At 72.9% G+C, this 23,200-nt stretch carries 24 protein-coding genes; 12 read left to right on the top strand and 12 right to left on the bottom strand.

The features are described from left to right. Positions 1-28: 28 nt before the first annotated feature. Positions 29-319 carry a hypothetical protein gene (locus tag ACFP1K_RS14885; RefSeq protein ID WP_380752481.1) on the top strand — a complete coding sequence of 97 codons (291 nt, stop codon included), beginning with the start codon at positions 29-31 and terminating at the stop codon, positions 317-319. On the opposite strand, the gene ACFP1K_RS14880 is transcribed toward ACFP1K_RS14885, so the two are convergent. The 6 genes from ACFP1K_RS14880 to ACFP1K_RS14855 all read right to left on the bottom strand — a co-directional run bounded on the left by ACFP1K_RS14880 (position 311) and on the right by ACFP1K_RS14855 (position 7,382). Continuing rightward, positions 311-1,399, bottom strand: coding sequence for a cellulose binding domain-containing protein (locus ACFP1K_RS14880; protein WP_380752478.1), 1,089 nt, complete (start codon positions 1,397-1,399; stop codon positions 311-313). The genes ACFP1K_RS14885 and ACFP1K_RS14880 overlap by 9 nt on opposite strands. A 225-nt stretch (positions 1,400-1,624) precedes the next feature. After that, on the bottom strand, positions 1,625-2,077 hold the full coding sequence (locus ACFP1K_RS14875) for a hypothetical protein (protein ID WP_380752475.1): 453 nt from the start codon (positions 2,075-2,077) through the stop codon (positions 1,625-1,627). Positions 2,078-2,169: 92 nt separating this feature from the next. Then, positions 2,170-3,288, bottom strand: a complete 1,119-nt coding sequence (locus ACFP1K_RS14870) for a cellulose binding domain-containing protein (protein WP_380752472.1) — start codon at positions 3,286-3,288, stop codon at positions 2,170-2,172. A gap of 495 nt (positions 3,289-3,783) precedes the next feature. Then, on the bottom strand, positions 3,784-4,395 hold the full coding sequence (locus ACFP1K_RS14865; protein WP_380752469.1) for a TetR/AcrR family transcriptional regulator: 612 nt from the start codon (positions 4,393-4,395) through the stop codon (positions 3,784-3,786). Beyond that, the gene (locus tag ACFP1K_RS14860) at positions 4,392-4,739 is read right to left on the bottom strand and encodes an SPW repeat protein (RefSeq protein ID WP_380752466.1); all 348 of its coding nucleotides are present in this window, start codon (positions 4,737-4,739) and stop codon (positions 4,392-4,394) included. Before ACFP1K_RS14860 ends, ACFP1K_RS14865 begins: the two co-directional genes overlap by 4 nt. Positions 4,740-4,940: 201 nt before the next feature. Further along, positions 4,941-7,382 carry a M14 family metallopeptidase gene (locus ACFP1K_RS14855; RefSeq protein ID WP_380752463.1) on the bottom strand — a complete coding sequence of 814 codons (2,442 nt, stop codon included), beginning with the start codon at positions 7,380-7,382 and terminating at the stop codon, positions 4,941-4,943. Between the two features lie 369 nt (positions 7,383-7,751). Here ACFP1K_RS14855 and ACFP1K_RS14850 point away from each other — a divergent pair, with 369 nt between their 5' ends. Next, a complete protein-coding gene (locus ACFP1K_RS14850) occupies positions 7,752-8,066 on the top strand; it encodes a WhiB family transcriptional regulator (RefSeq protein WP_380752460.1) in 315 nt (104 codons plus the stop codon). After that, positions 8,063-8,467, top strand: coding sequence for a hypothetical protein (locus tag ACFP1K_RS14845; protein ID WP_380752457.1), 405 nt, complete (start codon positions 8,063-8,065; stop codon positions 8,465-8,467). Before ACFP1K_RS14850 ends, ACFP1K_RS14845 begins: the two co-directional genes overlap by 4 nt. 3 nt (positions 8,468-8,470) lie before the next feature. On the opposite strand, the gene ACFP1K_RS14840 is transcribed toward ACFP1K_RS14845, so the two are convergent. From ACFP1K_RS14840 to ACFP1K_RS14825, 4 genes are read right to left on the bottom strand one after another with little or no spacing between them, the layout of a single operon-like run. Continuing rightward, on the bottom strand, positions 8,471-9,385 hold the full coding sequence (locus ACFP1K_RS14840) for a carbohydrate ABC transporter permease (RefSeq protein WP_380752454.1): 915 nt from the start codon (positions 9,383-9,385) through the stop codon (positions 8,471-8,473). A 15-nt stretch (positions 9,386-9,400) separates the two neighbouring features. Further along, complete coding sequence (locus tag ACFP1K_RS14835) at positions 9,401-10,324, bottom strand: carbohydrate ABC transporter permease (RefSeq protein ID WP_380752452.1); 924 nt, start codon at positions 10,322-10,324, stop codon at positions 9,401-9,403. Between the two features lie 19 nt (positions 10,325-10,343). Next, positions 10,344-11,771 (bottom strand): N-acetylglucosamine/diacetylchitobiose ABC transporter substrate-binding protein, encoded by a 1,428-nt coding sequence (gene ngcE / locus ACFP1K_RS14830; RefSeq protein ID WP_380752449.1) that lies wholly within the window; start codon positions 11,769-11,771, stop codon positions 10,344-10,346. A 32-nt stretch (positions 11,772-11,803) separates the two neighbouring features. Beyond that, positions 11,804-12,556: a sugar isomerase domain-containing protein gene (locus ACFP1K_RS14825; protein ID WP_380752446.1), complete on the bottom strand. Its 753-nt coding sequence runs from the start codon at positions 12,554-12,556 to the stop codon at positions 11,804-11,806. Between the two features lie 181 nt (positions 12,557-12,737). On the opposite strand from ACFP1K_RS14825, the gene ACFP1K_RS14820 reads away from it, so the two are divergent. Next, positions 12,738-13,178 carry a cupin domain-containing protein gene (locus ACFP1K_RS14820; RefSeq protein WP_380752443.1) on the top strand — a complete coding sequence of 147 codons (441 nt, stop codon included), beginning with the start codon at positions 12,738-12,740 and terminating at the stop codon, positions 13,176-13,178. A gap of 33 nt (positions 13,179-13,211) precedes the next feature. Then, on the top strand, positions 13,212-13,727 hold the full coding sequence (locus ACFP1K_RS14815; RefSeq protein ID WP_380752441.1) for a DUF2087 domain-containing protein: 516 nt from the start codon (positions 13,212-13,214) through the stop codon (positions 13,725-13,727). Positions 13,728-13,758: 31 nt separating this feature from the next. On the opposite strand, the gene ACFP1K_RS14810 is transcribed toward ACFP1K_RS14815, so the two are convergent. Beyond that, complete coding sequence (locus tag ACFP1K_RS14810; RefSeq protein WP_380752439.1) at positions 13,759-14,382, bottom strand: flavin reductase family protein; 624 nt, start codon at positions 14,380-14,382, stop codon at positions 13,759-13,761. A 332-nt stretch (positions 14,383-14,714) separates the two neighbouring features. Between ACFP1K_RS14810 and ACFP1K_RS14805 the strand changes: the two genes are divergently transcribed. Continuing rightward, positions 14,715-15,635 (top strand): NADP-dependent oxidoreductase, encoded by a 921-nt coding sequence (locus ACFP1K_RS14805; RefSeq protein WP_380752437.1) that lies wholly within the window; start codon positions 14,715-14,717, stop codon positions 15,633-15,635. Then, positions 15,632-16,360, top strand: a complete 729-nt coding sequence (locus tag ACFP1K_RS14800) for a GNAT family N-acetyltransferase (RefSeq protein WP_380752433.1) — start codon at positions 15,632-15,634, stop codon at positions 16,358-16,360. Before ACFP1K_RS14805 ends, ACFP1K_RS14800 begins: the two co-directional genes overlap by 4 nt. A gap of 30 nt (positions 16,361-16,390) precedes the next feature. Here ACFP1K_RS14800 and ACFP1K_RS14795 read toward each other — a convergent pair whose 3' ends face one another. Beyond that, complete coding sequence (locus tag ACFP1K_RS14795; RefSeq protein ID WP_380752428.1) at positions 16,391-17,704, bottom strand: NAD(P)/FAD-dependent oxidoreductase; 1,314 nt, start codon at positions 17,702-17,704, stop codon at positions 16,391-16,393. Positions 17,705-18,022: 318 nt separating this feature from the next. Here ACFP1K_RS14795 and ACFP1K_RS14790 point away from each other — a divergent pair, with 318 nt between their 5' ends. Genes ACFP1K_RS14790 through ACFP1K_RS14770 form a run of 5 tightly spaced genes read left to right on the top strand, consistent with a single transcriptional unit; the run spans position 18,023 to position 23,194 of the window. After that, positions 18,023-19,315 (top strand): MSMEG_0569 family flavin-dependent oxidoreductase, encoded by a 1,293-nt coding sequence (locus tag ACFP1K_RS14790; RefSeq protein ID WP_380752425.1) that lies wholly within the window; start codon positions 18,023-18,025, stop codon positions 19,313-19,315. A gap of 5 nt (positions 19,316-19,320) precedes the next feature. Beyond that, a complete protein-coding gene (locus ACFP1K_RS14785; RefSeq protein WP_380752677.1) occupies positions 19,321-20,136 on the top strand; it encodes an amidohydrolase family protein in 816 nt (271 codons plus the stop codon). A 51-nt stretch (positions 20,137-20,187) separates the two neighbouring features. After that, the gene (locus tag ACFP1K_RS14780; protein WP_380752422.1) at positions 20,188-20,700 is read left to right on the top strand and encodes an MSMEG_0572/Sll0783 family nitrogen starvation response protein; all 513 of its coding nucleotides are present in this window, start codon (positions 20,188-20,190) and stop codon (positions 20,698-20,700) included. A gap of 8 nt (positions 20,701-20,708) precedes the next feature. Beyond that, positions 20,709-21,761, top strand: a complete 1,053-nt coding sequence (locus ACFP1K_RS14775) for an MSMEG_0568 family radical SAM protein (protein WP_380752419.1) — start codon at positions 20,709-20,711, stop codon at positions 21,759-21,761. 2 nt (positions 21,762-21,763) lie between these two features. After that, positions 21,764-23,194 carry an MSMEG_0567/sll0787 family protein gene (locus tag ACFP1K_RS14770; RefSeq protein WP_380752416.1) on the top strand — a complete coding sequence of 477 codons (1,431 nt, stop codon included), beginning with the start codon at positions 21,764-21,766 and terminating at the stop codon, positions 23,192-23,194. Positions 23,195-23,200 lie beyond the last annotated feature (6 nt).

The following is a 23,200-nucleotide window of genomic DNA, read 5'->3' as shown; positions in this document are numbered from 1 at the left end:
TTGCCCGTCCGCGCGCAGGGCTTCGTCGATGGCCTGGACACGTCGCTCGCACGGGGAGCAGGCCGAGCGGCACCGGGCGGTGCTCGGCGGCCTGTGCGAGGAGCTGAAAGCCCACGGTCTGCTCTGCCGCTCGGTGGAGCGCCTTCATCTCCCGTTGCGGGGGTACTACGCGCCCATCCTTCGCCCGCCTGAGACGGACGTCTACGGCGACGGTCGCCTGCTCGCGACCGTCGGGACGTCCCCGGCGGGCCGCCGGGAGTCCCTGAGCATCCGCTTCAGGGCCACCAGGCGGCCGGGTGCGCCCTCGTCGTCATCCTGATGTGCAGACGTTGCCGTTCAGGGTGAAGGTCGTGGGTGACGGGTTGCTGCCGGAGTGGGATCCGGTGAAGCCGATGCGTATGGACTGGCCGGGTCTGATGGTCTTGTTCCAGGCGACGTCGGTGGCGGAGACACTCGTGCCCGACTGGGCCCAGGTGGCCGACCAGCCCGAGGTCAGGCGCTGGGTGCTCGTCGGGAAGCCGAACGCCAGGCGCCAGCCGTCGACGGGTGCGCTGCCGGTGTTCTTGACGGTGACGTCGGCGGCGAAGCCGCTCGCCCAGTTCCTCGTGTTGTAGGTGACGGCACAGATGGCGGGCGTCGGAGTCGCCGAAGGTGTCGGGGAGGGGGACGGCGACGGGTTGACGTAGGTGGCGGCGTTGGACGGGAAGCTCAGGTTGCCGGCGTCGTCACGGGCCACCACCTGGAACGTGTATGAGGCCTCGCCGCCGATGCTCGCCAGGGTGCGCGGAAGCGAGCTGTATCCGGCGTAGCTCCATTCGGACGAGGAACGGCGGAACGCCATCCAGACGGTCGTGGGCGTCATGTCCCGGTACGCCCATATCAGCGTCACGTATCCAGGGCCGGGCCCGCCGCCGACGCGCAGGTCCCAGGGCGCGGGCGGGGTCGACGGGCCGGGGGACGGCGTCGGCTGCGGCGGTTCCCTCATGGCCCGGCCCTGGGTCAGGAGACTCGGCCTGCTCCTGTTGCCGGCGGCGTCCACGGCCACGACGTAGAACAGGTAGGCGCGGCCGGGCATGAGGCCGTGCACGTCGGCGTTCACCTCGGTGGCCGAGGTCCTGAAGTACGCCAGGACGGGGTCGAAGGCAGTGGCCGCCGGAGTGGTGTGCGACCAGGCGTACACCTCGTACCCGGTGACCGCGACGTCGTCGGTCGACGGCGTCCAGTAGAGGCCCGCGACGCCGTTGAGATAGACGTTCCGGGAGCCGAGCTCGGTGGGCTCGGTGGGCGGGGTGGTGTCGGCGCTCGCAATGGTCCTGGCCGTACCGGAGACGGCGCCCGAGGCCGCCGTCGAGCCTGAGGCGGGCGACAGGCCGGCGCCCAGCACGGCCGCCGCAGCCATGGCCGCGGAACATCCGATCAGAAGGCCACGCAACGCGGCCCCACGGGCACGGGAAAAGGGCATGAGGCGCCTCTCGCGTCGGGCGGGCGGGATCCCGGCGGGATCGCCCGCGGCATGCCTGGCCGGGAGCAGGTGGTGCGGCGGAACCCCCGTCTGTCAGGGATCATGCGCCGCAGCGGTGGCGGGGGTCCATCACCCGCGGGACGGGAGGTCGTCCAGGACAGGTCAGAGGCGGCGCGTCAGCACGGGGAAGCTGAAAATTACACTGCGCAGGACCGGTGACCAGTCGACCTGGTGCTCGTCCGCCGTCCGTCGCATCGCGCCGAGCAGATCGGCCGTGGCGTCGACCGGTGTGACGCCGAACCGCCCCGCCAGGGCCGTTACGGCGCGCGAGTAGTGGCGCCAGCCGGCCGACAGGGTCACGAAGGCCTGCTCGGCGAGCGAGGCGGTCATGCGCTGCTCGAACCCGGCGAGCTCGCGGTCGCCGAAGATGAGCGGCACCTCGGCCACCTGCGGCAGGGCGTCGAGCTTGGGGCGGCCGGGCAGCTCGCCGACCAGCGGGTACCTGGCGCGTACCCGGGCCCTGAGCTGGTCGACGTCGAGGCCGTGCCGGACGACGGCCGGCGAGGACGCGAGCTGGCGCAGCGCCCGGGCCGGGTCCAGCCCCGCCGGGTACACCTCGCCGCGGCCACGCGCCCTTCGCGGACCTGCCCTTCGACGTCCCGAAGTGATCTAGGCCCCTGCGCCGGAGCGGGGGCGCCTTCGCGGGGTCACTCCACCGTGCAGGCGCTTCCGTTCAGCGTGAAGGACGTGGGGGACGGGTTGTTCCCCGAGTGGCTTCCGGTGAAGCCGATCCTCAGGGACTGGCCGGGTCTGATGGTCCTGTTCCAGGCGGCGTTGGTGGCGGAGACGTCGGTGCCGGACTGTGCCCAGGTGGCCGACCAGCCCTGGGTCAGGCGCTGGCTGGTGGTGGGGAAGCGGAACGCCAGGCGCCAGCCGTCGATCGCAGCGCTGGTGGTGTTCCTGATGGTGACGTCGCCGGTGAAGCCGGCGGCCCAGTTCGTCGTCCTGTAGGTGACCGCGCAGATCACGGGGGTCGCGGTCGGCGTGGGGGACGCCGGCGGGGTGCGGTAGGTGGCGGCGTTGGACGCGTTGCTCAGGTTGCCGGCGGTGTCGAGGGCCACCACCTGGAACGTGTAGGAGGGCTCGCTGCCGATGCTCACCATGGTGCGCGGGAGGGTGCTGCTTCCCGCGTAGGTCCAGTCGGACGAGGAGCGGCGGAACACCAGGAAGGTGACCGTGCCGGCGCCGCTCGGGGTCGACCAGGTCAGCGTCGCGTAACCCGGGGACAGCCCGCCGCCGGCGGACAGGTTGTAGGGGGCGGGCGGGGTCGACGGGCCGGGGGACGGGCTCGGCTGGGGGGGTTCCCGCATGGCCCTCTGCTGGGTCAGGAGACTGGGCGTGCTCCTGTTGCCCGCCGCGTCCACGGCCACGACGTAGAACAGGTAGGGGCGTCCCGGGGTGAGGTCGGACACGGTGGCGTTGACCTCGGTGGCCGTGGTGGTGATGTAGGCCGTGGCCCGGGTGAAGGGGTCCGGTGCCGGGCCGGTGTACGACCAGGCGTACACCTCGTACCCGGTGACCCCGACGTCGTCGGTCGACGGTGTCCAGTAGAGGCCCGCCACGCCGTTCAGGTAGATGTTCCTGGGACCGAGCCCGGTGGGCTCGCTGGGCGGGGTGGTGTCGGCGGCCGTACCGGAGACGGCGCCCGCCGGCGGTCCCGGGACCGAGCCTGAGGCGGGCAACTGGCCGGTGCCGAGCACGGCGGCCGCGCAGAGTCCGAGCAGAAGGCCGCGCGACGCGGCCCTGCGGAGGCGGGATAAGGGCATGAGTGGCCTCTCGTCGAGCGGGCAGGACCCCGGCGGGCCCGCCCGCGGCGTGCCGGATCAGGAGCAGGTGATGCTGCCGGGCGCATCGGGGACACCGGCGGCCCACCGGAACGACCCCGTGCCGAGCACACACCTTGCGGCCGGTCGCGCCGACTCCCCCGAGCGGAACGGCGCGACGCGCCGTCTCCGACGGATCATGCGCCGCGTGTACGTCGCCGGTCCAACATCCACAACACCGGAGGCCGTCCTCGACAGGTCAGGGGCGGCACGTCGCCGTCGGGACGCTGAACGTTTCACCCACGCACTGCGGCCTCGCGCACCCGGCCACCTCGCCCGGGAGGCCGTCGCCGCGCGGCCGTGAGAGTCCGGACGGCGACATCCACGCGCCGGCTTGCCTGTTCTGCCGGGGCCTTGGCGGGTGGTGTCAGCCGCGCTCGCGGAGTCGTCCGCCGTGGCGGGTGGCCGTGCCTTCCGCCGGGGTGGCGCTCGCCGGGGTCAGGTGAGGGCGCGGGCGATCAGATCGGCGACCATGTCGGGGTCTATGTGGTGGCCGGTCAGGGTGCAGAGGTTCTCCTGGTAGAGCAGGACCGCGGCGAAGGTGGCCGCGGCGGCTTCCAGGCGGGCGGCGTCGCCTCGGGAGCCGGGGAGGGTGAGTTCCAGGGCGAAGCTGGCGCGGCGGATTATCTCGGCGTTGAGGTGGCGCAGGCGGTCGCGGACGGAGCCGTGCGTGTCGGCTTCGCGGAAGAGGATGCGGCGCATGGCGGGGGAGGCGCGCAGGGGGACCCGGCGGGCCAGGCGGGCCAGCGTTCCGGCGGGGTCGCCGGGGACGGCGTCCAGGGGGCCGTCGCCCATCTCCTCGATGCCGGTGCGTTCGCGGACGAGGGTGACCAGGACGTCGATCTTGCGAGGGAAGTAGTGGAAGACCAGGCCTTTGGGGACCCCGGCGCACTTGGCGATCTCCGCGGTGGCCGTCGCGTCGTAGCCGCCTCCGGCGAACAGCTCTTCGGCGGCGTTCAGGATTCGCGTGCGCGCGTCGGGGGTGTCGTCCTCGGTGGCGCCGGTCCCGGGCCGGCGGCGGCCGGCCCGGGACGACGGGGGGTCGATCACACGTGGGTCGGGCTGGTGACTCGGTTCTGGAGGGCCGTCCACAGCCCGACGATAACGGTCACGGCCCCGGCGAGCCACGCCGTCCAGGCCGCCGAGGCGGTGCCGTCGAAGCCGTAGGCCCAGGGCGACACCACCAGCAGCGCCCCGAACGCCGCGGTGACCCAGGCGCTCGCGCCGCCCGCGCCGAGCAGCCCCCAGAGCCCGGAGACCAGCAGCAGCACGCCGAGCACGAGCAGAGGCAGGGTGGCGCCGTCGACGTCGCCCGCCCAGACGAACACGGCCAGCACCGCCACGAGGCCCGCGACGAACGCGACGACGTCGGCCAGGGACTTGCTGAGATCCATCTGATTCCCCTCCAACCACTTGAAGGTGTCGTGGACCTCGACATTCACCCCTGATTGACCGCCCGGTCAATTGACTCCACCGTCATGGTCTGCTCACCATCCGTGAAACCCACCTGTGAGATCCCCGTCTGGTCGGCGCGACGGTGGGACGCGCGAGCCCCCGCCGGGGCGGGCCCGGCGGGGGCGTGGGGCGGGGTGGGGTCAGGCTTTGCGGACGTCTACGCGGGCCTTGCGGTAGTTGTTGTTGTGGCCGGTGGGGCGGTAGTCGCGTTCGGTGTTGCCTGCGATGTCCACGGTGAACCAGCGGACCTCGGTGGTGCGGTTGACGGTCAGTTGCTGGGTGCCCTCGCGCATGCCCGAGGACACGAGCTTGGGGGAGGCGAGGGTGGGGCGGGAGCCGTCCAGGGTGTAGTACAGGTTGGCGGGCTCGTCGATGGTGAACGTGAAGGTGGTGCTGCCGGCGGTGCGGCCCGTCACCTTCAGGTCGGAGCGGGGGGACCTGCGGTCCTGGGAGAAGGCCTGGGCGACCTCGAGGATGGCGATCTGGCCGGAGGAGAACTCCATGGCCTCCTCGTGGCCTTCGGAGAAGTCGGGCTGGAAGCCGACCGCGTCGAACTGCTTGGTCTCGGGGTTGTACAGGTCGGCGCCGACCTCGAAGTCCCAGCCGATGATGCCGCGGTTGAACCAGTGCTCGTCGGCGCTGTTGCCCGCCGCCGAGTACAGCACGTCCGGCACCGGTCCGGTGCGGCCGGGCCAGATGCCCGTGCCGCGCCAGTCCTGCACGGCGGACAGGATGTGCCCGGAGGCGTCCCAGAAGTAGTTCTCGGTGCCGAAGTCCACCCGGGGCAGCAGCTCACGGCCCGCGGCCTTGTACGCGCCGGGGGGCCACATGAAGTAGCCGCCGTAGGAGTGGGTGTTCATCGCGAACTTGATGTTCGGGAACTGGTGGGTCAGCCACGCCTCGTTGCGCGCCTCGGGCTCCGACAGCTCGGCGGGGCCGGCGTAGGTGCCGCTGGTGCAGCTGGAGGACGCGCCGCTGTACCCGTCGAACAGCGAGCCGACCGAGAAGTTCCGGTTCAGGTCCACGCCCCAGGAGTTGCGGTTCGCCGGGTCGCCGGTGGCCGCCGGGCAGTGGTTGGTCATGTTCTTGCGCTGCATGTTGAAGTCGTACATCGAGTAGTGCGCCCCGTCGGGGTTCACCGTCGGCAGCACGAAGATGTCCAGCCCGTCGACCAGCTTGCGGGTGGCGCCGTCGAAGGCGTAGTTGCGCAGCAGCCGCTCGGCGGTCTCCAGGCAGACCAGCGGGGTCACCCACTCGCGGGCGTGCTCCTGGCAGTACAGGTACACACCGGTCTTGGAGCCGTCGCGGGTCTTGCCGATGCGCAGCGCCTTCATCTGGTACGGGTCGCGCGACACCGTCGCCGGGGCCTTGAGGTTGTCGGTCAGCCGTGTGGCCGGGGCGGCGGCCACCACGCCGGCGCCCGCGTTGCCGCGGTAGGTGCTCGCGGTGAGCAGCGCCGAGGCGGCGGCGTCGCCGTTGAGCGCGGCCACCACCTGTGCGGCGGTGCTGTTCGCCGCGCCCGCGGCGTCGCCGCCCAGCCCGACGGTGACGTCCTTGCCGGTCACCGACACCGTCAGCGGCGCGGACGGCGCGGCGGGCGCGGCCAGGGCGACGCTGACGTCGTTGCCGCCCTCGTGGCCGAAGGCCTTGGACGTGACGTACAGGGTGCTCGCGGACGCGGTGCCGAACTGCGCCTGCGCGGCCCTGCGGTACCCGTTGGTCTTGTACGGCAGGTCGACCACCTGCGCGATCCTCGGGAACTGCTTGGCGAGCTTGACGATGCGGCCGGTCAGCTCGGTCGGGTCCATGTAGTGGTCCACGAAGTCCGACACGTAGTGCCGGGACGGAGGCTTGCGCCGCTCGCCGAGCCACTTGGTGACCGGGACGGTGATCTTCCCGCCCTTGCTGCTGGTGACGGTCACCTTGGACGGGACCGCCTCCAGCGTGATCGGCGCGTTGAACCGGTGGTACATGTACTGCCCGGCGTCGGTGAAGCGCGACATGGTGGTCGTGCCGCCGGAGTCCGGGGCGGTGCCCCGGCCCCGGTCCCAGGTCGCGGTGAGCACGGTCTCGGCGTCGGTGGCGCTGGACTTCACCTCGACCGACAGGAAGCGTTGGTCGTCGGTGCTGGTGAACCACTCGGCGCGCAGCGGGGTGAGGGTGTCGGTCTCGCCCTCCGCCGCCTCGGCCGAGTTGAGGGCCGAGCGGCGCTCGGCCTGGTTGGCCGCGTAGTCCGACTGGTCGGAGATGGCGCCGCGCACGTCGAAGCCCTGGGCGCGCAGCGCGTCCGCCTCGGCCGGGCTGAGCACGGCGTGCACTTCGAGGCCGCCGTCCACCGGCTTCTTGTACTCGGCGAGGTCGACGCCGAGTTCGTTGAGCTTGTCGACGCCGTCCTGCGAGGGGACGACGATGCGCAGCAGCGCGACGCCGTTCTGCTCGGCGCTCGGCAGCCGGTCCGGCGCCACGGGGCTCGGCGTCGGGGTGGGCGCGGCGAGGGCGGGGAGCGTGCTGAGGACGAGGACGAGGGGGATGGCGAGGCCGGCCGCGACGCGTACGGCTCTCGTGCTGGGGGAGCTCCTCATTGAAACGTTTTCCTCCGGTTGGCGCGCTCGGCACGGGGCAGGGACGACCCCGGTGGAGCACGCGAATGCTGTGGAGTCTTCTGCGCCTAAGGATCTTCGTCAAGACCTGAATGACGGGGTTCGCGTAGTTTGGGGTAGTTACAGGGCAGTAGTACGAAATGTCCTGACATACCGTTCGACAACCCTGCAAAATGGATATTTGCCGTGCCGTCGGAGGGTCGCCCCGAGCGCCTCCCCATCCCGGCCCTGAGGTGGCAAAGTCATCGCCCAAACAGGTGTCAACGTGATCAGAGCGGGCACGCGGACTGTCGGCTGGGTCGGACGCCGACCCCGGTCCAGCCGCGCCACGTCACTCTCACTGGGATCGCCATGGTCATCCACGACACCGTCACCGCCGCGCCCCGGCCACTGGCCGCGCCGCACATCGCCTGGCTGGTCCGGGCCGCCTGCCGGGGCGAGGACCCCGAGTTGTTCTTCCCGATATCGGCGAAGGGCCCGGGGCACGCCCAGCACGAGCGCGCCAAGTCGATCTGCCGGCGCTGCCCGGTCCGCACGCCGTGCCTGGACTACGCGATGCGGCGGCGCGAGGAGCACGGCATCTGGGGCGGCACCGACCCCGAGGAGCGCAGGACCACCGCCTTCCACCCGGTGCGTCACCTGCGGGCGGGCGGTGACCGCCGATGAGCGAGACCGACGCCAGGCCCAGCCGTCCCGCCGGGCTGGACGACGCCACCGTCGAGGCGCTCGGCAAGCTGTCGGAGGCCCTGGAGACCGCCGAGCGGGCCAGGGGACACCTGTACGCCTTCCACCAGCTCACCGGGCGCGCCCACAACATGCTGGCCGAGGCCGTGCGGATGCTGCGCGAGGCCGGGCACGAGGGCGAGGCGGACGTGGTGCGCACCGACCTGCTCGGCAAGGACGTGCTGCCCGGACGGTGGACATACCAGGTGATCGAGGAGTACGACGACGGCTACCGCCGCACGTTCCTGGAGGTCGAGGAGCTGGTCAGGATGCGGCTGGCGGGCGGTCGCCGGCACATCTTCGAGTCGGAGATGAAGGAGCGCTTCCAGGACGGCCAGGTCTGACGCCTACTTCAGCGCGCCCGCCGTGAGGCCGGCCTGGATCTGGCGCTGGAAGACGGTGTAGACGGCCAGCATGGGCAGGATGGCCATGCCGAGCGCGGCGAACAGCGCCGCCCAGTCGGCGTCGTACCCCGCGGCGGTGGAGATGTCGGCGATGCCCTGGGTGAGCACCCACTTGTCCTTGGCCTGGCCGCTGAGCAGCACCAGCGGGATCTGGTACTGGTTCCACTGCCCGAGCACGTTGAAGATGGTGATGCTCACGATGCCCGGCCGGGCCATCGGCAGCATGATCTGGAAGAACACCCTGCCGTGCGACGCGCCGTCCACGAACGCCGCCTCCGCCACCGCGCCGGGCAGCGTGCGGAAGAACGCCGACAGGAAGAACACCGTGAACGGCAGCGAGTACGCGATGTACACCAGCACCAGCCCGCCGTGGGTGTCCAGCCCGATGAACGGCCCCACCAGCGGCAGGTTCCCGGTGTTGCGCACCACGAAGAACAACGGCGTCAGCGCGAGGTACACCGGGAACGCCAGCCCCGACACGAACAGCAGATAGATCGCCCGCGAGCCCCGGAACCGGTACCGCGCCAGCACGTACGCCGCCATCGACCCGAGCAGCATGGTGCCCGCCGTGCCGAACGCCACGACGACGACGCTGTTCAGCATGTACCGCCCCACGTGCGCCTGGTCCCACGCGCGGGCCCAGTTGTCCAGGCGCAGGGTGGCGGGCAGCGACCAGGCGTTGCCGAAGATCTCGTCCTCGCTCTTCACCGAGGCCAGGAACGTCCACACGATCGGCACCGCCACCAGCAGCGTCCACACCACCAGCGCCAGGTGCGACAGCGCGGCCAGCGGCCCGAGGCGCGCGCGGCGCAGCGCCCGGCCCGCGCTCCTGCCGGGCACCGCCGCCTGTACGGCCAAACCCGCCTCCCTGGATCAGAACTCGACGCGCTCGCGGCGCGACAGCCGCAGCGCCAGCGCCGCGAAGCCGACGGTGAAGAAGAACAGCACCACACCCATCGCCGAGGCGTAGCCGAACTTGAAGTACTGGAACGCGTTGCGGTAGATCTCGGCCGCCATCACCGTCGTGGAGTGGTCGGGACCGCCGTGCTCGGCCGTCATCACCCACACGACGGCGAACACGTCCAGGGCGGCGATGCCGAGGTAGACCCAGCCGACCTGCACCGTGTCCCACAGCAGCGGCAGCGTCACCCGGAAGAACAGCGGCGCCGGGCCCGCCCCGTCGATCCGCGCGGCCTCGTACAGCTCACGCGGCACCGACGCCATGCCCGCCGAGAACAGCACCGTGTAGAAGCCGACCGCCTGCCACACCAGCACGCCGAGGATCGACCAGAACGCCACCCCCGGGTCGGACAGGAACCCCACCGGCTCCAGCCCCAGTGCGAGCAGCGGCGCGTTCAGCATGCCCGCGGCGTCCGGGCGGAACACCTGCTGGAACAGCACGGCCACGATGGCGACCGCCAGCACCTGCGGGAAGAAGAACACCACCCGGTAGAACCGGGAGCCCGGCACGCCGGACGCCTTGGCGCCGCCCGCGTTGAGCAGGAACGCGAAGAACAGCGCGATGACGATGGTGAGCACCGGCAGCAGCACCAGCAGCAGCCCGTTGTGCCCGACGGCCGTCCAGAAGACGCCGTCGCCGAGCAGCCGCCGGAAGTTGTCCAGCCCGACGAACCGGGGGTTGGCGCTCACCCCCCGCCAGTCGGTCAGCGCGATGGAGAACGCCTGGACGTACGGGGAGATCACGTAGACCACGTAGAGCAGCAGGGGGAGCGCCAGGAAGCCCGCGACGAACCGCGCCCTGGCGAACGCGGCCCGGTTCGCCGGGCGGAGCCTCATCGCGCGCCACCTCCCGTGCTCACGCGCGGGTGTACTTCTTGACCGAGGAGTCCTCCCTGATGGAGTCGGACTTGCGCTGCAGCCGGTCGGCCCACTCGGCGACCTTCAGCCGTCCGGCCATCAGCTGGCCGGTGGCGGCGGCCACCTCGTCGTGCAGCTCCTGGTACCACTGGCGGAACCGGAAGTACGTCACGTTCTTCCCGGCCGCCGCGAGGGCCGCCGCCGCGCTCGTCAGGCCCGGCTTGAGCGTGCGGCCCTCCGCCGCGCCCTCCACCACCGTGAGGGTGCTGACCAGCTCGGTGAAGCGCCCCGCGCCCTGCTTGGACAACATCGCCCGCATGTACTCCACGCCCGCCAGAGGGTTGGGCGAGCGGGCCGCCACGAAGTACTCCTCACCCGGCCGCGAGTGCAGCGTGCCGTACGGCAGCGCGTCGGAGGAGGTGAACGACGGCAGCGGGAACATGGCGTAGCCGAAGTCCGCCGGGGTGGTGTCCTTCTGCTCGTTCTCCAGCCACGACCCGCAGGGCAGCATCGCGACCTGGTACTTGTTGTGCGCGGTCTGGGTCTGGATGTGGTCCAGGCCGCTGGTGCCCTGCATCAGGAACCGGGCGCCGATGTCGGCGAACGCGCCCGCCGCCGTGGCCACCGGCTCGGCCTTCCACGCGCCCTCCGCCAGGTTGTCGAGGTTCTTCAGCACCTCGGCGCCCCCGATCTTGGCGGCCAGCGTGAGGATCGTCTCGTAGATGTAGAACGGGTGCTTGCCCGCGTAGGTGAACGGCGCGGCCTTTCCCGAGCGCTTGACGGTCTCGCACAGCGCGGTGAACTGGTCCCAGGTCTCCGGCACCTCCCAGCCGTTGTCCCCGAACAACTTCTTGGAGTACCAGATGCCCCACACCGTGTTGGCGTAGTTCAGCACCGAGAAGGTGCCGTCGTAGGTGCCGATCTCGATCGCCGACGGCAGGACGGTGTCCCGCACCTTGATCGCCGGGTCGTCCCAGCTCGGCGCGTCCAGCAGCGGGCCGAGGTCCTGCAGCTGCCCGTCCTGCGCGAGGGCGCCGAAGTCCATGGCGCCCGCCCCCGAGTTGTTCACGAACTCCGGCGGGTCGCCCCCGGCGAACCTCGGCTGCAGCGTCTTGGCGATCTCCTTGGTGGCGGTGTGCTTGATCCGCACGCCCGGGTGCTTGCCCGCGAACAGCGGCTGGTGCACCTCGCGGGCGTACGCGTCGCCGAACCCGCCGTCGAAGATGACCACCTCGAATGGCTGGTCCTCGGCGATGCCGAGCGGGTTGGCCGCCGACGTGGCGCCCGCCGTGGGGGAGCGCGACGGGTCCGGGCCGCCGCCCGAGGGCGACGCGCAGGCCGACAGCGCGCCGGCCGCCGGGGCGAGCAGCCCGGCGAGCGCGGCGGCGCGGAGCAGCTCGCGCCGGGAGAATCTGTTGTCCGCCATGGAACCTCCTGGGGGGTGGGGGCGGGGGGTTCTCAGCCGCCGCGGCGGATGCGCCCGGCGTAGCGGCCCTCCAGTTCGCGGTTGTGCTCGTCGCCGCCGAGGATGTTCGACGAGCGGTAGACCGGCGGGATCTCGCCCGCCGCGAGCATCGCGCCGACCACCTCGGCCACCGTCATCTGGGCCAGCAGCGCCGAGGTGATCGTGGACACCGCGCCGTACGCGCCGCCGCCGGGCAGCGGCAGCACCGCGTCGCCGTACGGGGCGCCGTTGTCCAGCACCACGTCCGCGAGGTCGAGCAGCTTCAGGCCGGTGGGGTGGCGGGACCGCATCTCGGTGCTGTGCTTCACCGAGGTCAGCGCGACCAGGGCGTGGCCGCGCTCCTTGGCGATCGAGGCCAGCTCCACCACCGAGCCGTTCACCCCCGAGCTGGAGATGATGACGAAGGCGTCCTGCGGCCGGACCGGCGCCAGCTCGTAGACGCGGCGGGCGACGGACGGGTCGCGCTCCAGCTCCGGCGAGGCGAGCAGCGACGGCGGCTCCCCGCCGTACAGCACCACGTCGCGCAGGGCCAGCCGGTTGGTGGGCACCAGCCCGCCGGCCCGCCCGGCGATCTCCATGGCGATGGCCTCGGAGTGGCCCGAGCCGAAGGCCTGGATCACGCCGTCCGCGCGCAGGGACGCGTGCAGCAGCGCGGCGGCCTCGCGCACCGCCGGGGCCTGGCTCACCGCGACCTCGTGCGCGAGGCTCTGGACGCGCTGCGCGTAGGCGGCGGCATCGATGTCCACTCGTCTCAGCTCCTTGGGGTCATTCCTTTCACTTACCGCCATTGACATGAAAATATTCACCATGGGGAGGGTGTTATCAAGGGGCTGCCCGTTACATTTCGGACAGGACGCCGTGGTGTGACGGTCACGCGATACTGGAAGAGCCGGGACGTCCGGCGGGACCGGGCCGCGGGAGGTCACGATGAGGTTCGCGAGCGAGGACGGCGCCAAGGCCACGCCGGGTGACGCCAAGCGCTTCACCGACGGGGTCCACGAGACCAGGTTCCTGGAGGCGGTGCGCGAGAACGGCCTGCGGGCGCAGCGCTTCTCCTACATTCCGAACGCCCGCTCCGGCTGGCACGTGCACGACGGCGAGCAGGCCCTGTACGTCGTGGCCGGCCGCGGCGTGATCGCCCGCTGGGGCGAGGCCGAGACCGTCGCGCTCGGCCCAGGCGACTGGGTGCACGTCGAGCCCGGGGAAAAGCACTGGCACGGCGCCGCGCCCGACGCTACTTTCGTCCATCTGGCCGTCACCGCCAGCGGTGCCACCCACTGGCACGGCCCGGTGACCGATGAAGAGTACGCCGCCGCGTCCCAGACCGCCCGCAAGCCAGGCGAAATATCTGACGGTACCGGCGCGTAGCATCACATAGAGACGACCGTCGCTGGGGGAGCGTTGAGCGAGGAAGAGATCAGGCGCGTCCTCGGCCTGCTCTATCAGGAGGACACCCTGCGGGCGCTGTCCGCGCTGGTGCTGACCGGCCGCGCCGAAGAGGCGGGCCTGGAGCCCGACGCCCTGCGCCGCGCCCTGGACCGCCTGGAGCGCGGCGGCCTCGTCGCCCGCGACGAGAACGGCTGGCACCCCCGCCGCGAACGCTTCCGCGAGCTCCTCCACGCCACCAAGCCCCCCGCCGCACCCCCCGCCTCCGCCGAGGACCGCGTGATCCAGACCTTCCTCGTGGAAGGCCGCCTCCGCGCCATCCCCACCCGCCGCGAGAAACGCCTGGTGGTCCTGGACTACATAGCCCGCGTCTTCGAACCCGGCGTCCGCTACCCCGAGAAAGACGTCAACGTCGCCCTCCGCGCCTTCCACGACGACTACGCCGCCCTGCGGCGCTACCTCGTGGACGAGGGCATGCTCGCCCGCGCCCACAACGTCTACTGGCGCACCGGCGGCTCGGTGGACGTCTGACGGCCGCGGCACGTCCCCGCGGAGGCGTCGCTCACCGTGCGGACGACTGGCCGGGTACGGACGGGGTGTTGTAGGCGCCGGAGTGGTAGATGAGCGGCTGGTGATCCCCGATTGCCGCGGCGCCGACGACCCGGGCCACGATGAGGTGGTGATCGCCGACGGGCAGGCGGCGGTCGATCAGGGCGCGCAGGTAGGTCGGCGCGTCGTCGAGCAGTGGCTCCCCGGTGGCGAGCCGGGACCACCGGGTCGGCGGAGCGAACCGGTCGATCCCGCTGGTCGCGAATCGCTGCGCGATCTGATGCTGGTCCGCCGCGAGGAAGTGGACCACGATGCTCTCCGCGGCGGCCAGTGCCGGCCAGCTGGAGGCGGTGGTGGACAGCCCGAAGGTGAGCAGGGGCGGGTTGAGGGATGCCGATGTCAGGGATGTCGCCGTGAAGCCGACCGGCCCGGGTCCCGCGTCCGCGGTGATGACGACGACTCCGGCCGCGTGCCGACGGAACGCGGCCCGGAAGGTGGCGGTGTCGATGTCGCTTTCGGGCCCGGCCGGTGGCGGCTGCTGTGCCGCGGGGACGGTGGCGCCCGGCAGGTGGCCGTTCGGCAGGGCGCGCGCCCTGTGGTTGTCGCCCGGAGTGGTCACCGAGTGGTCGCATGACATGACAGGTACTCCAAACTGGCCACCGGGCGTCGACGGACCCCCGCGGTGGCTGAAAGGGTTCAGATCGGCGGTCGCGAACCGCTTCGAGCTCGGGCGAGGGGTCAACGGCGGCGGCTGCTCGGCGCGCACGGGAGGTCGACCAGCGAGCGGGTGGTCGGCGCGACAGATCTCGCCATACCTCTAATTTCCTACACGGAAGATTGGTATTCAAGGGCCGGGGGGTGCCGGCGATCGGCCGCTCCGGCGAGTTTCCGCGCATCCACCCCTCCCGGGAATAGGACTCTAATCTCTACTATTCATGTAGGAATAGAAGCCATATCGAGAGGAGCGACATGCCGAGGGCGTACACGTACACCGAGCACGGCGGGCCCGAGACCGAAGCCTTCGCCGACCTTCCCCGGCCGGTTCCCGGTCCTGGTCAGCTCCTCGTCGCGGTGAAGGCGGCGGGGGTCAACCCCGTCGACTGGAAGCGGAGGGCGGGCTACCTTCCCCCCGGCGCGCCGGCGCCCGAGCTGCCGGCCGTCCTCGGCGGTGAGGTCGCCGGGGTGGTCGAGGAGGTCGGGGACGGCGTCGAAGGGTTCGGGCCCGGTGACGCGGTGTTCGGCAACCCTCTCACCGGTGGCTACGCGGAGTACACGCTGCTGCCGGTCGAGCTGACCGCGCACAAGCCCGACGCCGTGTCGTTCGCGGACGCCGCCACGTTGCCCATCGCGGCCGCCACCGCCTACGACGGCCTCTACCAGCTAGGACTGGCCCCCGGCGACACACTGCTGATCGTCGGCGTCGGCGGCGGGGTTGGCGTGGCCGCGGCGCAGATCGCCCGCAACGCCGGGCTCCGGGTGATCGGCACCGCGAGCGCGGCGAAGAAGGACTTCGTCGAGGAGCTCGGCGTGGTCCACGTCGAGCCGGGCCCGGACGTCGCCGGCCGCGTGCGGGCCGCCGCCCCCGACGGAGTCGACGCGATCTACGACCTGGTCGGCGGGGACGCGCTGGTAGCGGTGGCCGGTCTCCTCGACGACCCCTCGAAGCTGATCACCGCCGCCGACCGGGACACCGTGGCGCGGCTCGGCGGTTCCCCCGTGGCGCGCAAGCGCGACCGCGAGGTGCTGGAGGCGGTGGCGCGGCTCGTCGCGCAGGGCGTGCTGCGGCCGTACGTGACCGCGACCTTCCCGCTCGACGAGGCGGCCGAGGCGCTGCGGGCGGTGGAGGCCGGTCACGCGCGGGGCAAGATCCTCATCGAGGTGGCCGGGTGAGCGGATCCCACCCGCTGGACAACCCCGCCTGGTCGTCCCTGACCGGGCCGCACGCGCACCTGGCCGAACGGCGCGGCAACGTGCTGCGCTACCCGGTCGACGTCTCCCCGTTCATCGCATTGCCGGGGGAGCCGGAGGCCGCCGACTGGGACGAGGCGGCGGCGATGGCCGGTCCCGGCGCTCTGATCCCGTTCGCCGGCGCGAGCGTCCCGCCGCCGGGCGGGTGGGACGTGCCGGTCAGCGGGAGGGGGGTTCAGTTCGTCGGCGACGGCGTGGCCGCCCGGCCGGACGGCGAGGCCGTCCGGCTGGGCGCCGCGGACGTGCCGGAGATGCTGGCCCTCGCCGCGCGCACCAGGCCGGGGCCGTTCCTGCCCCGCACGGTCGAGCTCGGCACCTATCTCGGCATCCGGCGCGGCGGCGCGCTGGTCGCGATGGCCGGGGAGCGGATGCACCCGCCGGGCTGGAGAGAGATCAGCGCGGTCTGCACCGACGAGGCGTTCCGGGGCCAAGGGCTCGCGACCCGGCTGGTGCTCGCCGTCGCCGCCGGCATCCGGGACCGAGGGGAGAAGCTCTTCCTCCATACGGGCGCCGCCAACACCGACGCCATCCGCCTGTACGAGTCGCTCGGATTCCGGCTCCGCCGGACCGTCTCGTTCTTCTCCGCGCGCGTTCCAGGAGAGGCGCCGGCCGGTGCGGCGGCGTCCGCCCGGTCCGGGATCCGGTGAGTGACCCGGGCAGGGGCGGAGGTCCGCCGGTCAGGGAGCGCTCGCGTCCTGAGGGTGTTCCGGGGTCTCGCACTCCAGGGGGACGGCGGCGCTCCTGACCAGGTCGAGCTGCACCGTCTGGCGGGGCAGGACCGCGTCCAGCAGCCAGTTGCCCGCGATGCGCAGGCGGCCGCCGGGGACGGACAGCAGGTGGTAGCCGCGGGTGACGACCTTGGCGGGGAGGCCGGACAGCGGGACGCCGAGGGGGTTGGCGGCGGCCTTGGCGCCGGCCAGGTCGACCACGAAGCCCAGGTCGTGGTGCTTGTAGGGGCGGCGTTCCGCGCGGCCGTAGGAGGCGGCGACGTTGTCCGCCACCCGGGTGCCCTGGCGGGTGGCGTGCTGGGCCGTCATCGCGGTGAGCTCGCCGGGGCGGGTCAGGTCCGGGACCGCGGCCGCGTCGCCGCAGGCGAAGATCTCGGGGTGGCCGGGGACGGTGAGGTACTCGTCGGTGCGCAGGCGGCCCTGGTCGGTGGGCAGGCCCAGTGACTCGATGAGCGGGTCGGGGCGCACGCCGACGCACCACACCAGGGAACGGGTCGGCACGAACTCCCCGTCGGAGAGCTTGACGCCCTCGTGGGTGGCCTCGGCGACGCTGGTGCGGGTGCGGATCTCCACGCCCCGGCCGACGAGCGTCTCGTGCGCGGTGCGCGACAGGCGTTCGTCCAGCTCGGGCAGGATGCGCGGCGCGACGTCCACCAGGATCCACCGCAGCGGCTGCCCGCGCAGGCCGGGGCGGCGGCGCAGGATGTCCAGGGTGAGCAGCTGGCCGTGCGCGGCGACCTCGGTGCCGGTGTAGCCGGCGCCGACCACGACGAACGTGCAGCGGGCCGTCCGCTCGTCCGGCTCGTCGGCGGCCTCGGCCAGTTCGAGCTGGCGGATCATGTGGTCGCGCAGGTACAACGCCTCGGCGAGGCTGCGGAACCCGTGGGCGTGCTCGGCGACACCCGGCACGGGCAGCAGCTTGTTGACGCTGCCGACCGCGACGATCAGCCGGTCGTAGCGGAGCTCGCGGTGCCCGCCCTCGGCGTCGGTGCACAGCACCCGGCGGGCCGCGACGTCCACCGAGTCGACGTTCGCCAGCAGGTGCCGCACCCCCCGGCAGCTACCGGCCAGCGGGACGGCCACCTTGCGCGGGTCCAGGATCCCGGACGCGACCTCCGGGAGCAGCGGCAGGTAGAGGAAGTAGTCGTAGGGATTGACGAGCACGATCTCGATGGCGCCCCTGGCCAGGCGGGACAGCCGCCGCGCGGCGGTGAACCCGGCGAACCCTCCGCCGGCGATGACGACTCGCTCGCGATTGGCCATGGCCGTCCCTTCTGTAGCCGGGCGAATCCCACCAAGGTCCGCCGTACCCACCGGACCGGCGGGGAACCACCGACCCGGATGCCCAAGATCTTCGTCCTCCCGGCGCGGCACCGCCAGACCCCGCCGCCGCGCGGAAGGTGAACAGGCCGCGACGGCCGCTGTGATGCGGGGGTAACGGCTTTTTGTTCCGGGGGAAACGGTCCGGCAACGGCGGGCGCCTCGAATGGGGTGGACGCTGAATCGGCGGCGGCGGCTTTTTCCCAGGGAGGCTCGCATGCCCGGCATCCACCCCCACCCGGCACCCGCGGGACCCGCGCGGTGAGCGGACGCCGTCACGCGGTCGTGGTCATCGGCGCCGGGCAGGCGGGCCTGTCCATGAGCCACTGCCTCACCCGGCGCGGCGTCGACCACGTGGTGCTGGAACGCGACCGGGTCGGCCACGAGTGGCGGGCCCGCAGGTGGGACTCGTTCTGCCTGGTCACCCCCAACTGGCAGTGCCGCCTCCCGGGCTTCCCCTACGCGGGGACCGACCCGGACGGCTTCATGCGCCGCGACGAGATCGTCCGCTACCTGGAGGACTACGCCGCGTCGTTCGGCCCCCCGGTGCTGGAGGGCGTCACCGCGACCCGCCTCACCGCGTCCGGCACCGGGTTCGAGCTGGAGACCGGCGCCGGCACGATCGGCGCGGGGCAGGTGGTGGTGGCGACCGGGCCGTACCAGGAGCCGGTGATCCCCCGCATGGCCGAGCGGATCCCGCCGGGCGTCACGCAGATCCACTCGGGTGACTACCGCGACCCCGGCGCCCTGCCGCCGGGGGAGGTGCTGGTGGTCGGCAGCGGCCAGTCCGGCTGCCAGATCGCCGAGGACCTGCACCTGGCGGGGCGGCGCGTCCACCTCGCCGTCGGGTCCGCGCCCAGGGTCTCCCGGTTCTACCGGGGCAGGGACGTGGTCGCGTGGCTCGACCTCATGGGGTACTACGAGCGGCCCATCGAGTCGTTCGCCGACCACGACGCGATCCGGGCCCGCGCCAACCACTACGTCACCGGACGGGACGGCGGGCGGGACATCGACCTGCGGGCCTTCGCCCGGGACGGCATGCGGCTGTACGGCAGGCTGGCCGGGGTCGGGGACGGCCGGTTCACGTTCGGCGGCGGCCTGGAGCGCGACCTGGACCACGCCGACGCCGTCAGCGACGGCGTCAAGGACTCCATCGACGCCTTCGTCGCCGACCACGGCATCCAGGCCCCGGCCGAGCCCAGGTACGTCCCGGTCTGGCGGCCCGAGGGCACGCCGGACCACCTGGACACCGCCCGGGTCGCCGCGGTCGTCTGGTGCACCGGCTTCCGGCGCGACTACCGCTGGATCAGGGTGCCGGTGTTCGACGGCACCGGCTACCCCTCCCACCACCGCGGCGTCACCCGCGTGCCCGGCCTGTACTTCCTCGGGCTCCCGTGGCTGCACACCTGGGGCTCGGGCCGGTTCTCCGGCGTCGCCGCCGACGCCGAGCACCTGGCCAGGCACATCGGCTCGTCCGGCCACCACGCGCCCCGGCCCGCCGCGGCGCCGTCCGGCCACCACTACTTCGTCCATCCCGAACTGCTGGGGACGTGAACGCCATGGTCTTCGACGCGCACCGCCACATCGGTGTGCTGCCCGCGTACCCCTTCTACGGCGGCCCCCCGGTGAACCCGGACGTCACCGCGCGGGGAACCGTGGACCAGCTCATGGAAGACCTGTACGACGAGGGCACCGAACGGGCCCTGGTGCTGCCCAACTACGGCGTGCCCGACCCGGAGGTGGCGTTCGGCTTCAACGAGCTGTGCGTCGAGGCCGCCTCGCGCGACGACCGCATCCGCTGCGGCCTGTGGGTGTCGCCCCGGCCCGAGGACGCCGGCCGCACCGAACAGGCCCTGAAGCTCGCGGGGGAGCGCGGCGTGCGCGCGCTGAAGCTCAGCTTCCTGCTCGGCGGCCGTCCCACCGACCCGGCCTGCCGCCCCATGCTGGACCGCGTCTTCGCCGCCGCCCGCGAGCACGACCTGATCGTGCACGTGCACACCTCGCCCGGCGCGGCCTCCGACATCGACGAGGTCGGGAACCTGGTCGAGTGGTACGGCGACCAGGTGGCCGTCCACCTGGTGCACTTCGGCGGCGGCATGAGCGGCCACATCAAGCTGGCCGGTTCCCGTTTCTTCGACTGGATCGCCGCGGGCAAACGCGTCTACACCGACCTGTCCTGGGCGATCGGCTTCACCCCGCGCTGGCTGTGCGAGGAGATCGGCCGCCGCGGCTTCGGCCACGACCGCGTGCTGTTCGCCAGCGACGAGCCGTGGGGCGACTTCGTGGGGGAGCGCGCCCGCCTCGGCGCCGCCGTCGGCGACGGCGAGCTCGCCCGCCTGATCTTCCGCGACACCTTCGAGAAGCTCTACGCCTGACCCCTCACCGGGTTCCTCCGACCCCGGGCAAACGAACAAGGAGCGCCATCCATGCCGGACCTGACCGACCTCGAGAAGCAGAGCCTCACCGAGATCCCGCACCCGTCGCTGCCCCAGGGCTCCAGCCTGTACGGCGGCACCAAGGTGTTCCCCGACTACCAGGCCGAGAACGGCGAGAGCTACTTCACGCTGGTGCACGGCATCGCGCACGAGTCGTCGGTGAGCTTCGTCGCGATCCTGCAGGCCACCCGGGCGCTGCGCAAGGGCTTCGAGTCGGCCATCTACTTCTACGGCCCCGGCTCGCTGAACTGCCTGGCCACCCGCGGCTTCCCCACCACCGGCAACTCCGCGTTCCCCGGCGAGCACAACATCAACAACTCGCTGAAGACGTTCATCGAGGAGGGCGGCAAGGTCTACTGCTGCCGGTTCGGCCTGTCCCTGCACGGCGCCCGCGAGGAGGACCTCATCGAAGGCGTCATCCCCACCCACCCGCTCGACGTCCAGGACGCCCTGATCCACTACGGCCGCAAGGGCGCGATCATCAACTCGACCTACATGTTCTAGGAGGTCACGTGAGCGTCGGTACCAGGGTCGATGTGGCGATCCGGGGCGTGCGCGTGGACGCCCCCGTGCGCCGCGCGGGCGGGGCCGGGCCCAGCGACGACGGGCACCTGCTGCTCGGCGGGGCGGGCGCCGCGATCCCGCTCGACCCGGCGAGCCCGTACGTGGTCCGCGACGGCAGCCTGTGGCTGGGCGACGCCGACCTCGGCATCCCGGCCAGGCCGGTGGACCGGCCGCGGTTCTACGACCTGGTCACCGAGGACGGCGTGCCGTACGAGCGGCTCGCCCGGCTGCACGGCGCCGACGTGCTCGCCACCACCGTCGTGCAGACCTGCGTGCGGTACGGCGAGGCCGACCGCTGCCGGTTCTGCACCGTGGAGGAGTCCCTGCGGGCCGGCGCCACCGTGGCCGCCAAGACCCCCGAGCAGCTCGCCGAGGTCGCCGAGGCCGCGGTGCGCCTGGACGGGGTGCGGCAGATGGTGATGACCACCGGCACCACCGCCGGGCCGGACCGCGGCGCCCGCGTGCTGGCCCGCGCGGTGCGGGCCGTGCTGCGCGCGGTGCCCGGCCTGCCGATCCAGGTGCAGTGCGAGCCGCCCGCCGACCTGGCGTGGCTCGCGGTGCTCCACGAGGCCGGGGCCACCGCGATCGGCATCCACGCCGAGTCCCTGGACGAACAGGTGCGCCGCGCCTGGACACCGGGCAAGGCCGCGGTGCCGCTCACGGCGTACGAGGCGGCCTGGGACGAGGCGGTCCGGCTGTTCGGCCGCAACCGCGTCTCCACGTACCTTCTGGTCGGCCTCGGCGAGGACCCCGACGAGCTGGTGGACGGCGCGGCGCGGCTGGTGGCGCGCGGCGTCTACCCGTTCGTGGTGCCGTTCCGCCCGCTGAAGGACTCCCTGGCCGCCCGCGACGGCGCCACCCCGCCGGACCCCCGGGTCGTCCGCGACGTCACCGAACGGGTCGCCGCCCTGCTGCGCGCCGCCGGCATGACCGGCGCCGCCCAGCAGGCGGGCTGCGCCGCCTGCGGCGCCTGCTCGGCTCTCCCCGCGGCGGGCGCCTGACCATGCGCCAAGCCTCGTTCCCCCTGTTCCCCGGGCTCCCGTTCCCCCCTGACGGGCCGATCTGCGACGCGCTGCTGGGGGAGGCGCGGCCGTACTTCATGATCGAGGAGGCGGACGAGGGCGGGGTGGCCGCCTACCGGGCGCTGCGCAAGAGGGTGTTCGTCGTGGAACAAGGGCTGTTCCCGCGGCACGACCTGGACGAACGGGACGAGGACCCGCGCACCGTCGTGCTGGTCGCCAGGGACCGCGCCGGGTCGGTGATCGGCGGGGTGCGGCTCGGCCCGGCCCGCGGCGGGCCGGACATCGGGTGGTGGCACGGCGGGCGGCTCATCGTGCGGCCCACCGACCGGGGCGGCGCCGGGGTCGGCCCCGCGCTGGTCCGTGCCGCCTGCGCCAGGGCCGAGGCCGCCGGGGCGCTGCGCTTCGAGGCCACCGTGCAGGCCCGCGCCGAGCGGCTGTTCGCCCGCCTCGGCTGGCACGCCGTCCGCCCGGTGACCCTCATGGGACGGCCGCACGTCCTGATGCGCCGCCCCATGGGCCGGATCGCCGCGCTGGTGGCGGCCACCAAGCAGCCCCTCGGCCCGCTGCTCGCCGGGTTCCACCTCGGCGGCCCGGGGTTCGTCGGCGACGACGGCGCCCCGGTGCCCGGCAGCGACCTGGTGGCGGCGTGCGACGCGATCCTGCCCGCCATGGTGGAACGCGACCCCGACTGGGCGGGCTGGTGCTCGGTCCTGGTCAACCTCAACGACCTGTCCGCGATGGGCGCCGCGCCGGTCGGCCTGCTGGACGCGGTCGGCGCCAAGGACGCCGCGGCCGCCGCCCGGGTGCTCGGCGGCCTGCGCCGCGCCGCCGAGGCGTACGGCGTGCCCGTGCTCGGCGGGCACACCCAGCTCGGCGTGCCCGCAGCCCTCGCGGTGACCGCGCTCGGCCGCACCACCGACCCGGTGCCCGGCGGCGGGGGCCTCCCCGGCCACCGCCTGCGCCTCACCGCCGACCTCGGCGGCGGCTGGCGCCCCGGGTACACCGGCCGCCAGTGGGACTCCACGAGCCACCGCCGCACCCCCGAACTGCGGGCCATGCTGGACGCGGTGGCCGCCGCCCGTCCCGCCGCCGCCAAGGACGTCTCCATGTCCGGCATCGCGGGCACCCTCGGCATGCTCGCCGAGGCCTCCGGCTGCGGCGCCGTTCTGGACGTCGCCGCCCTGCCCCGGCCGGACGGGGTGGCCATGGGCGACTGGCTCACCTGCTTCCCCGGCTTCGCGATGCTGACCGCCGCCCCGCCGTCCCACCCGGGCCTTTCCGCCGGCCCCGCCGCCGGCGCCGTCTGCGGCGAGCTCACCCGTACCCCCGGCGTCCGCCTGCGGTGGCCGGACGGCGAGCTGACCGACGCCCTGACCACCCCCGCGACGGGCCTCGGGCCGGCGGACCCATGACCGGCG

Source organism: Sphaerisporangium aureirubrum (genome assembly GCF_042658925.1).
GTDB classification, from domain to species: domain Bacteria; phylum Actinomycetota; class Actinomycetes; order Streptosporangiales; family Streptosporangiaceae; genus Sphaerisporangium; species Sphaerisporangium aureirubrum.
Note: the sequence above shows the minus strand (reverse complement) of the source record. Positions and strands in the feature narration are given on the sequence as shown.

Bases quoted from the DNA above. Each gene is read 5' to 3' on its own strand.
- ACFP1K_RS14870 (WP_380752472.1), bottom strand. From the start codon at position 3,288: ATGCCCTTATCCCGCCTCCGCAGGGCCGCGTCGCGCGGCCTTCTGCTC.
- ACFP1K_RS14795 (WP_380752428.1), bottom strand. From the start codon at position 17,704: ATGGCCAATCGCGAGCGAGTCGTCATCGCCGGCGGAGGGTTCGCCGGG.
- ACFP1K_RS14810 (WP_380752439.1), bottom strand. From the start codon at position 14,382: ATGTCATGCGACCACTCGGTGACCACTCCGGGCGACAACCACAGGGCG.
- ACFP1K_RS14780 (WP_380752422.1), top strand. From the start codon at position 20,188: ATGCCGGACCTGACCGACCTCGAGAAGCAGAGCCTCACCGAGATCCCG.
- ACFP1K_RS14885 (WP_380752481.1), top strand. From the start codon at position 29: ATGGCCTGGACACGTCGCTCGCACGGGGAGCAGGCCGAGCGGCACCGG.
- ACFP1K_RS14860 (WP_380752466.1), bottom strand. From the start codon at position 4,739: ATGGATCTCAGCAAGTCCCTGGCCGACGTCGTCGCGTTCGTCGCGGGC.
- ACFP1K_RS14880 (WP_380752478.1), bottom strand. From the start codon at position 1,399: ATGGCTGCGGCGGCCGTGCTGGGCGCCGGCCTGTCGCCCGCCTCAGGC.
- ACFP1K_RS14835 (WP_380752452.1), bottom strand. From the start codon at position 10,324: ATGAGGCTCCGCCCGGCGAACCGGGCCGCGTTCGCCAGGGCGCGGTTC.
- ACFP1K_RS14845 (WP_380752457.1), top strand. From the start codon at position 8,063: ATGAGCGAGACCGACGCCAGGCCCAGCCGTCCCGCCGGGCTGGACGAC.
- ACFP1K_RS14770 (WP_380752416.1), top strand. From the start codon at position 21,764: ATGCGCCAAGCCTCGTTCCCCCTGTTCCCCGGGCTCCCGTTCCCCCCT.
- ngcE (WP_380752449.1), bottom strand. From the start codon at position 11,771: ATGGCGGACAACAGATTCTCCCGGCGCGAGCTGCTCCGCGCCGCCGCG.
- ACFP1K_RS14805 (WP_380752437.1), top strand. From the start codon at position 14,715: ATGCCGAGGGCGTACACGTACACCGAGCACGGCGGGCCCGAGACCGAA.
- ACFP1K_RS14820 (WP_380752443.1), top strand. From the start codon at position 12,738: ATGAGGTTCGCGAGCGAGGACGGCGCCAAGGCCACGCCGGGTGACGCC.
- ACFP1K_RS14785 (WP_380752677.1), top strand. From the start codon at position 19,321: ATGGTCTTCGACGCGCACCGCCACATCGGTGTGCTGCCCGCGTACCCC.
- ACFP1K_RS14850 (WP_380752460.1), top strand. From the start codon at position 7,752: ATGGTCATCCACGACACCGTCACCGCCGCGCCCCGGCCACTGGCCGCG.
- ACFP1K_RS14855 (WP_380752463.1), bottom strand. From the start codon at position 7,382: ATGAGGAGCTCCCCCAGCACGAGAGCCGTACGCGTCGCGGCCGGCCTC.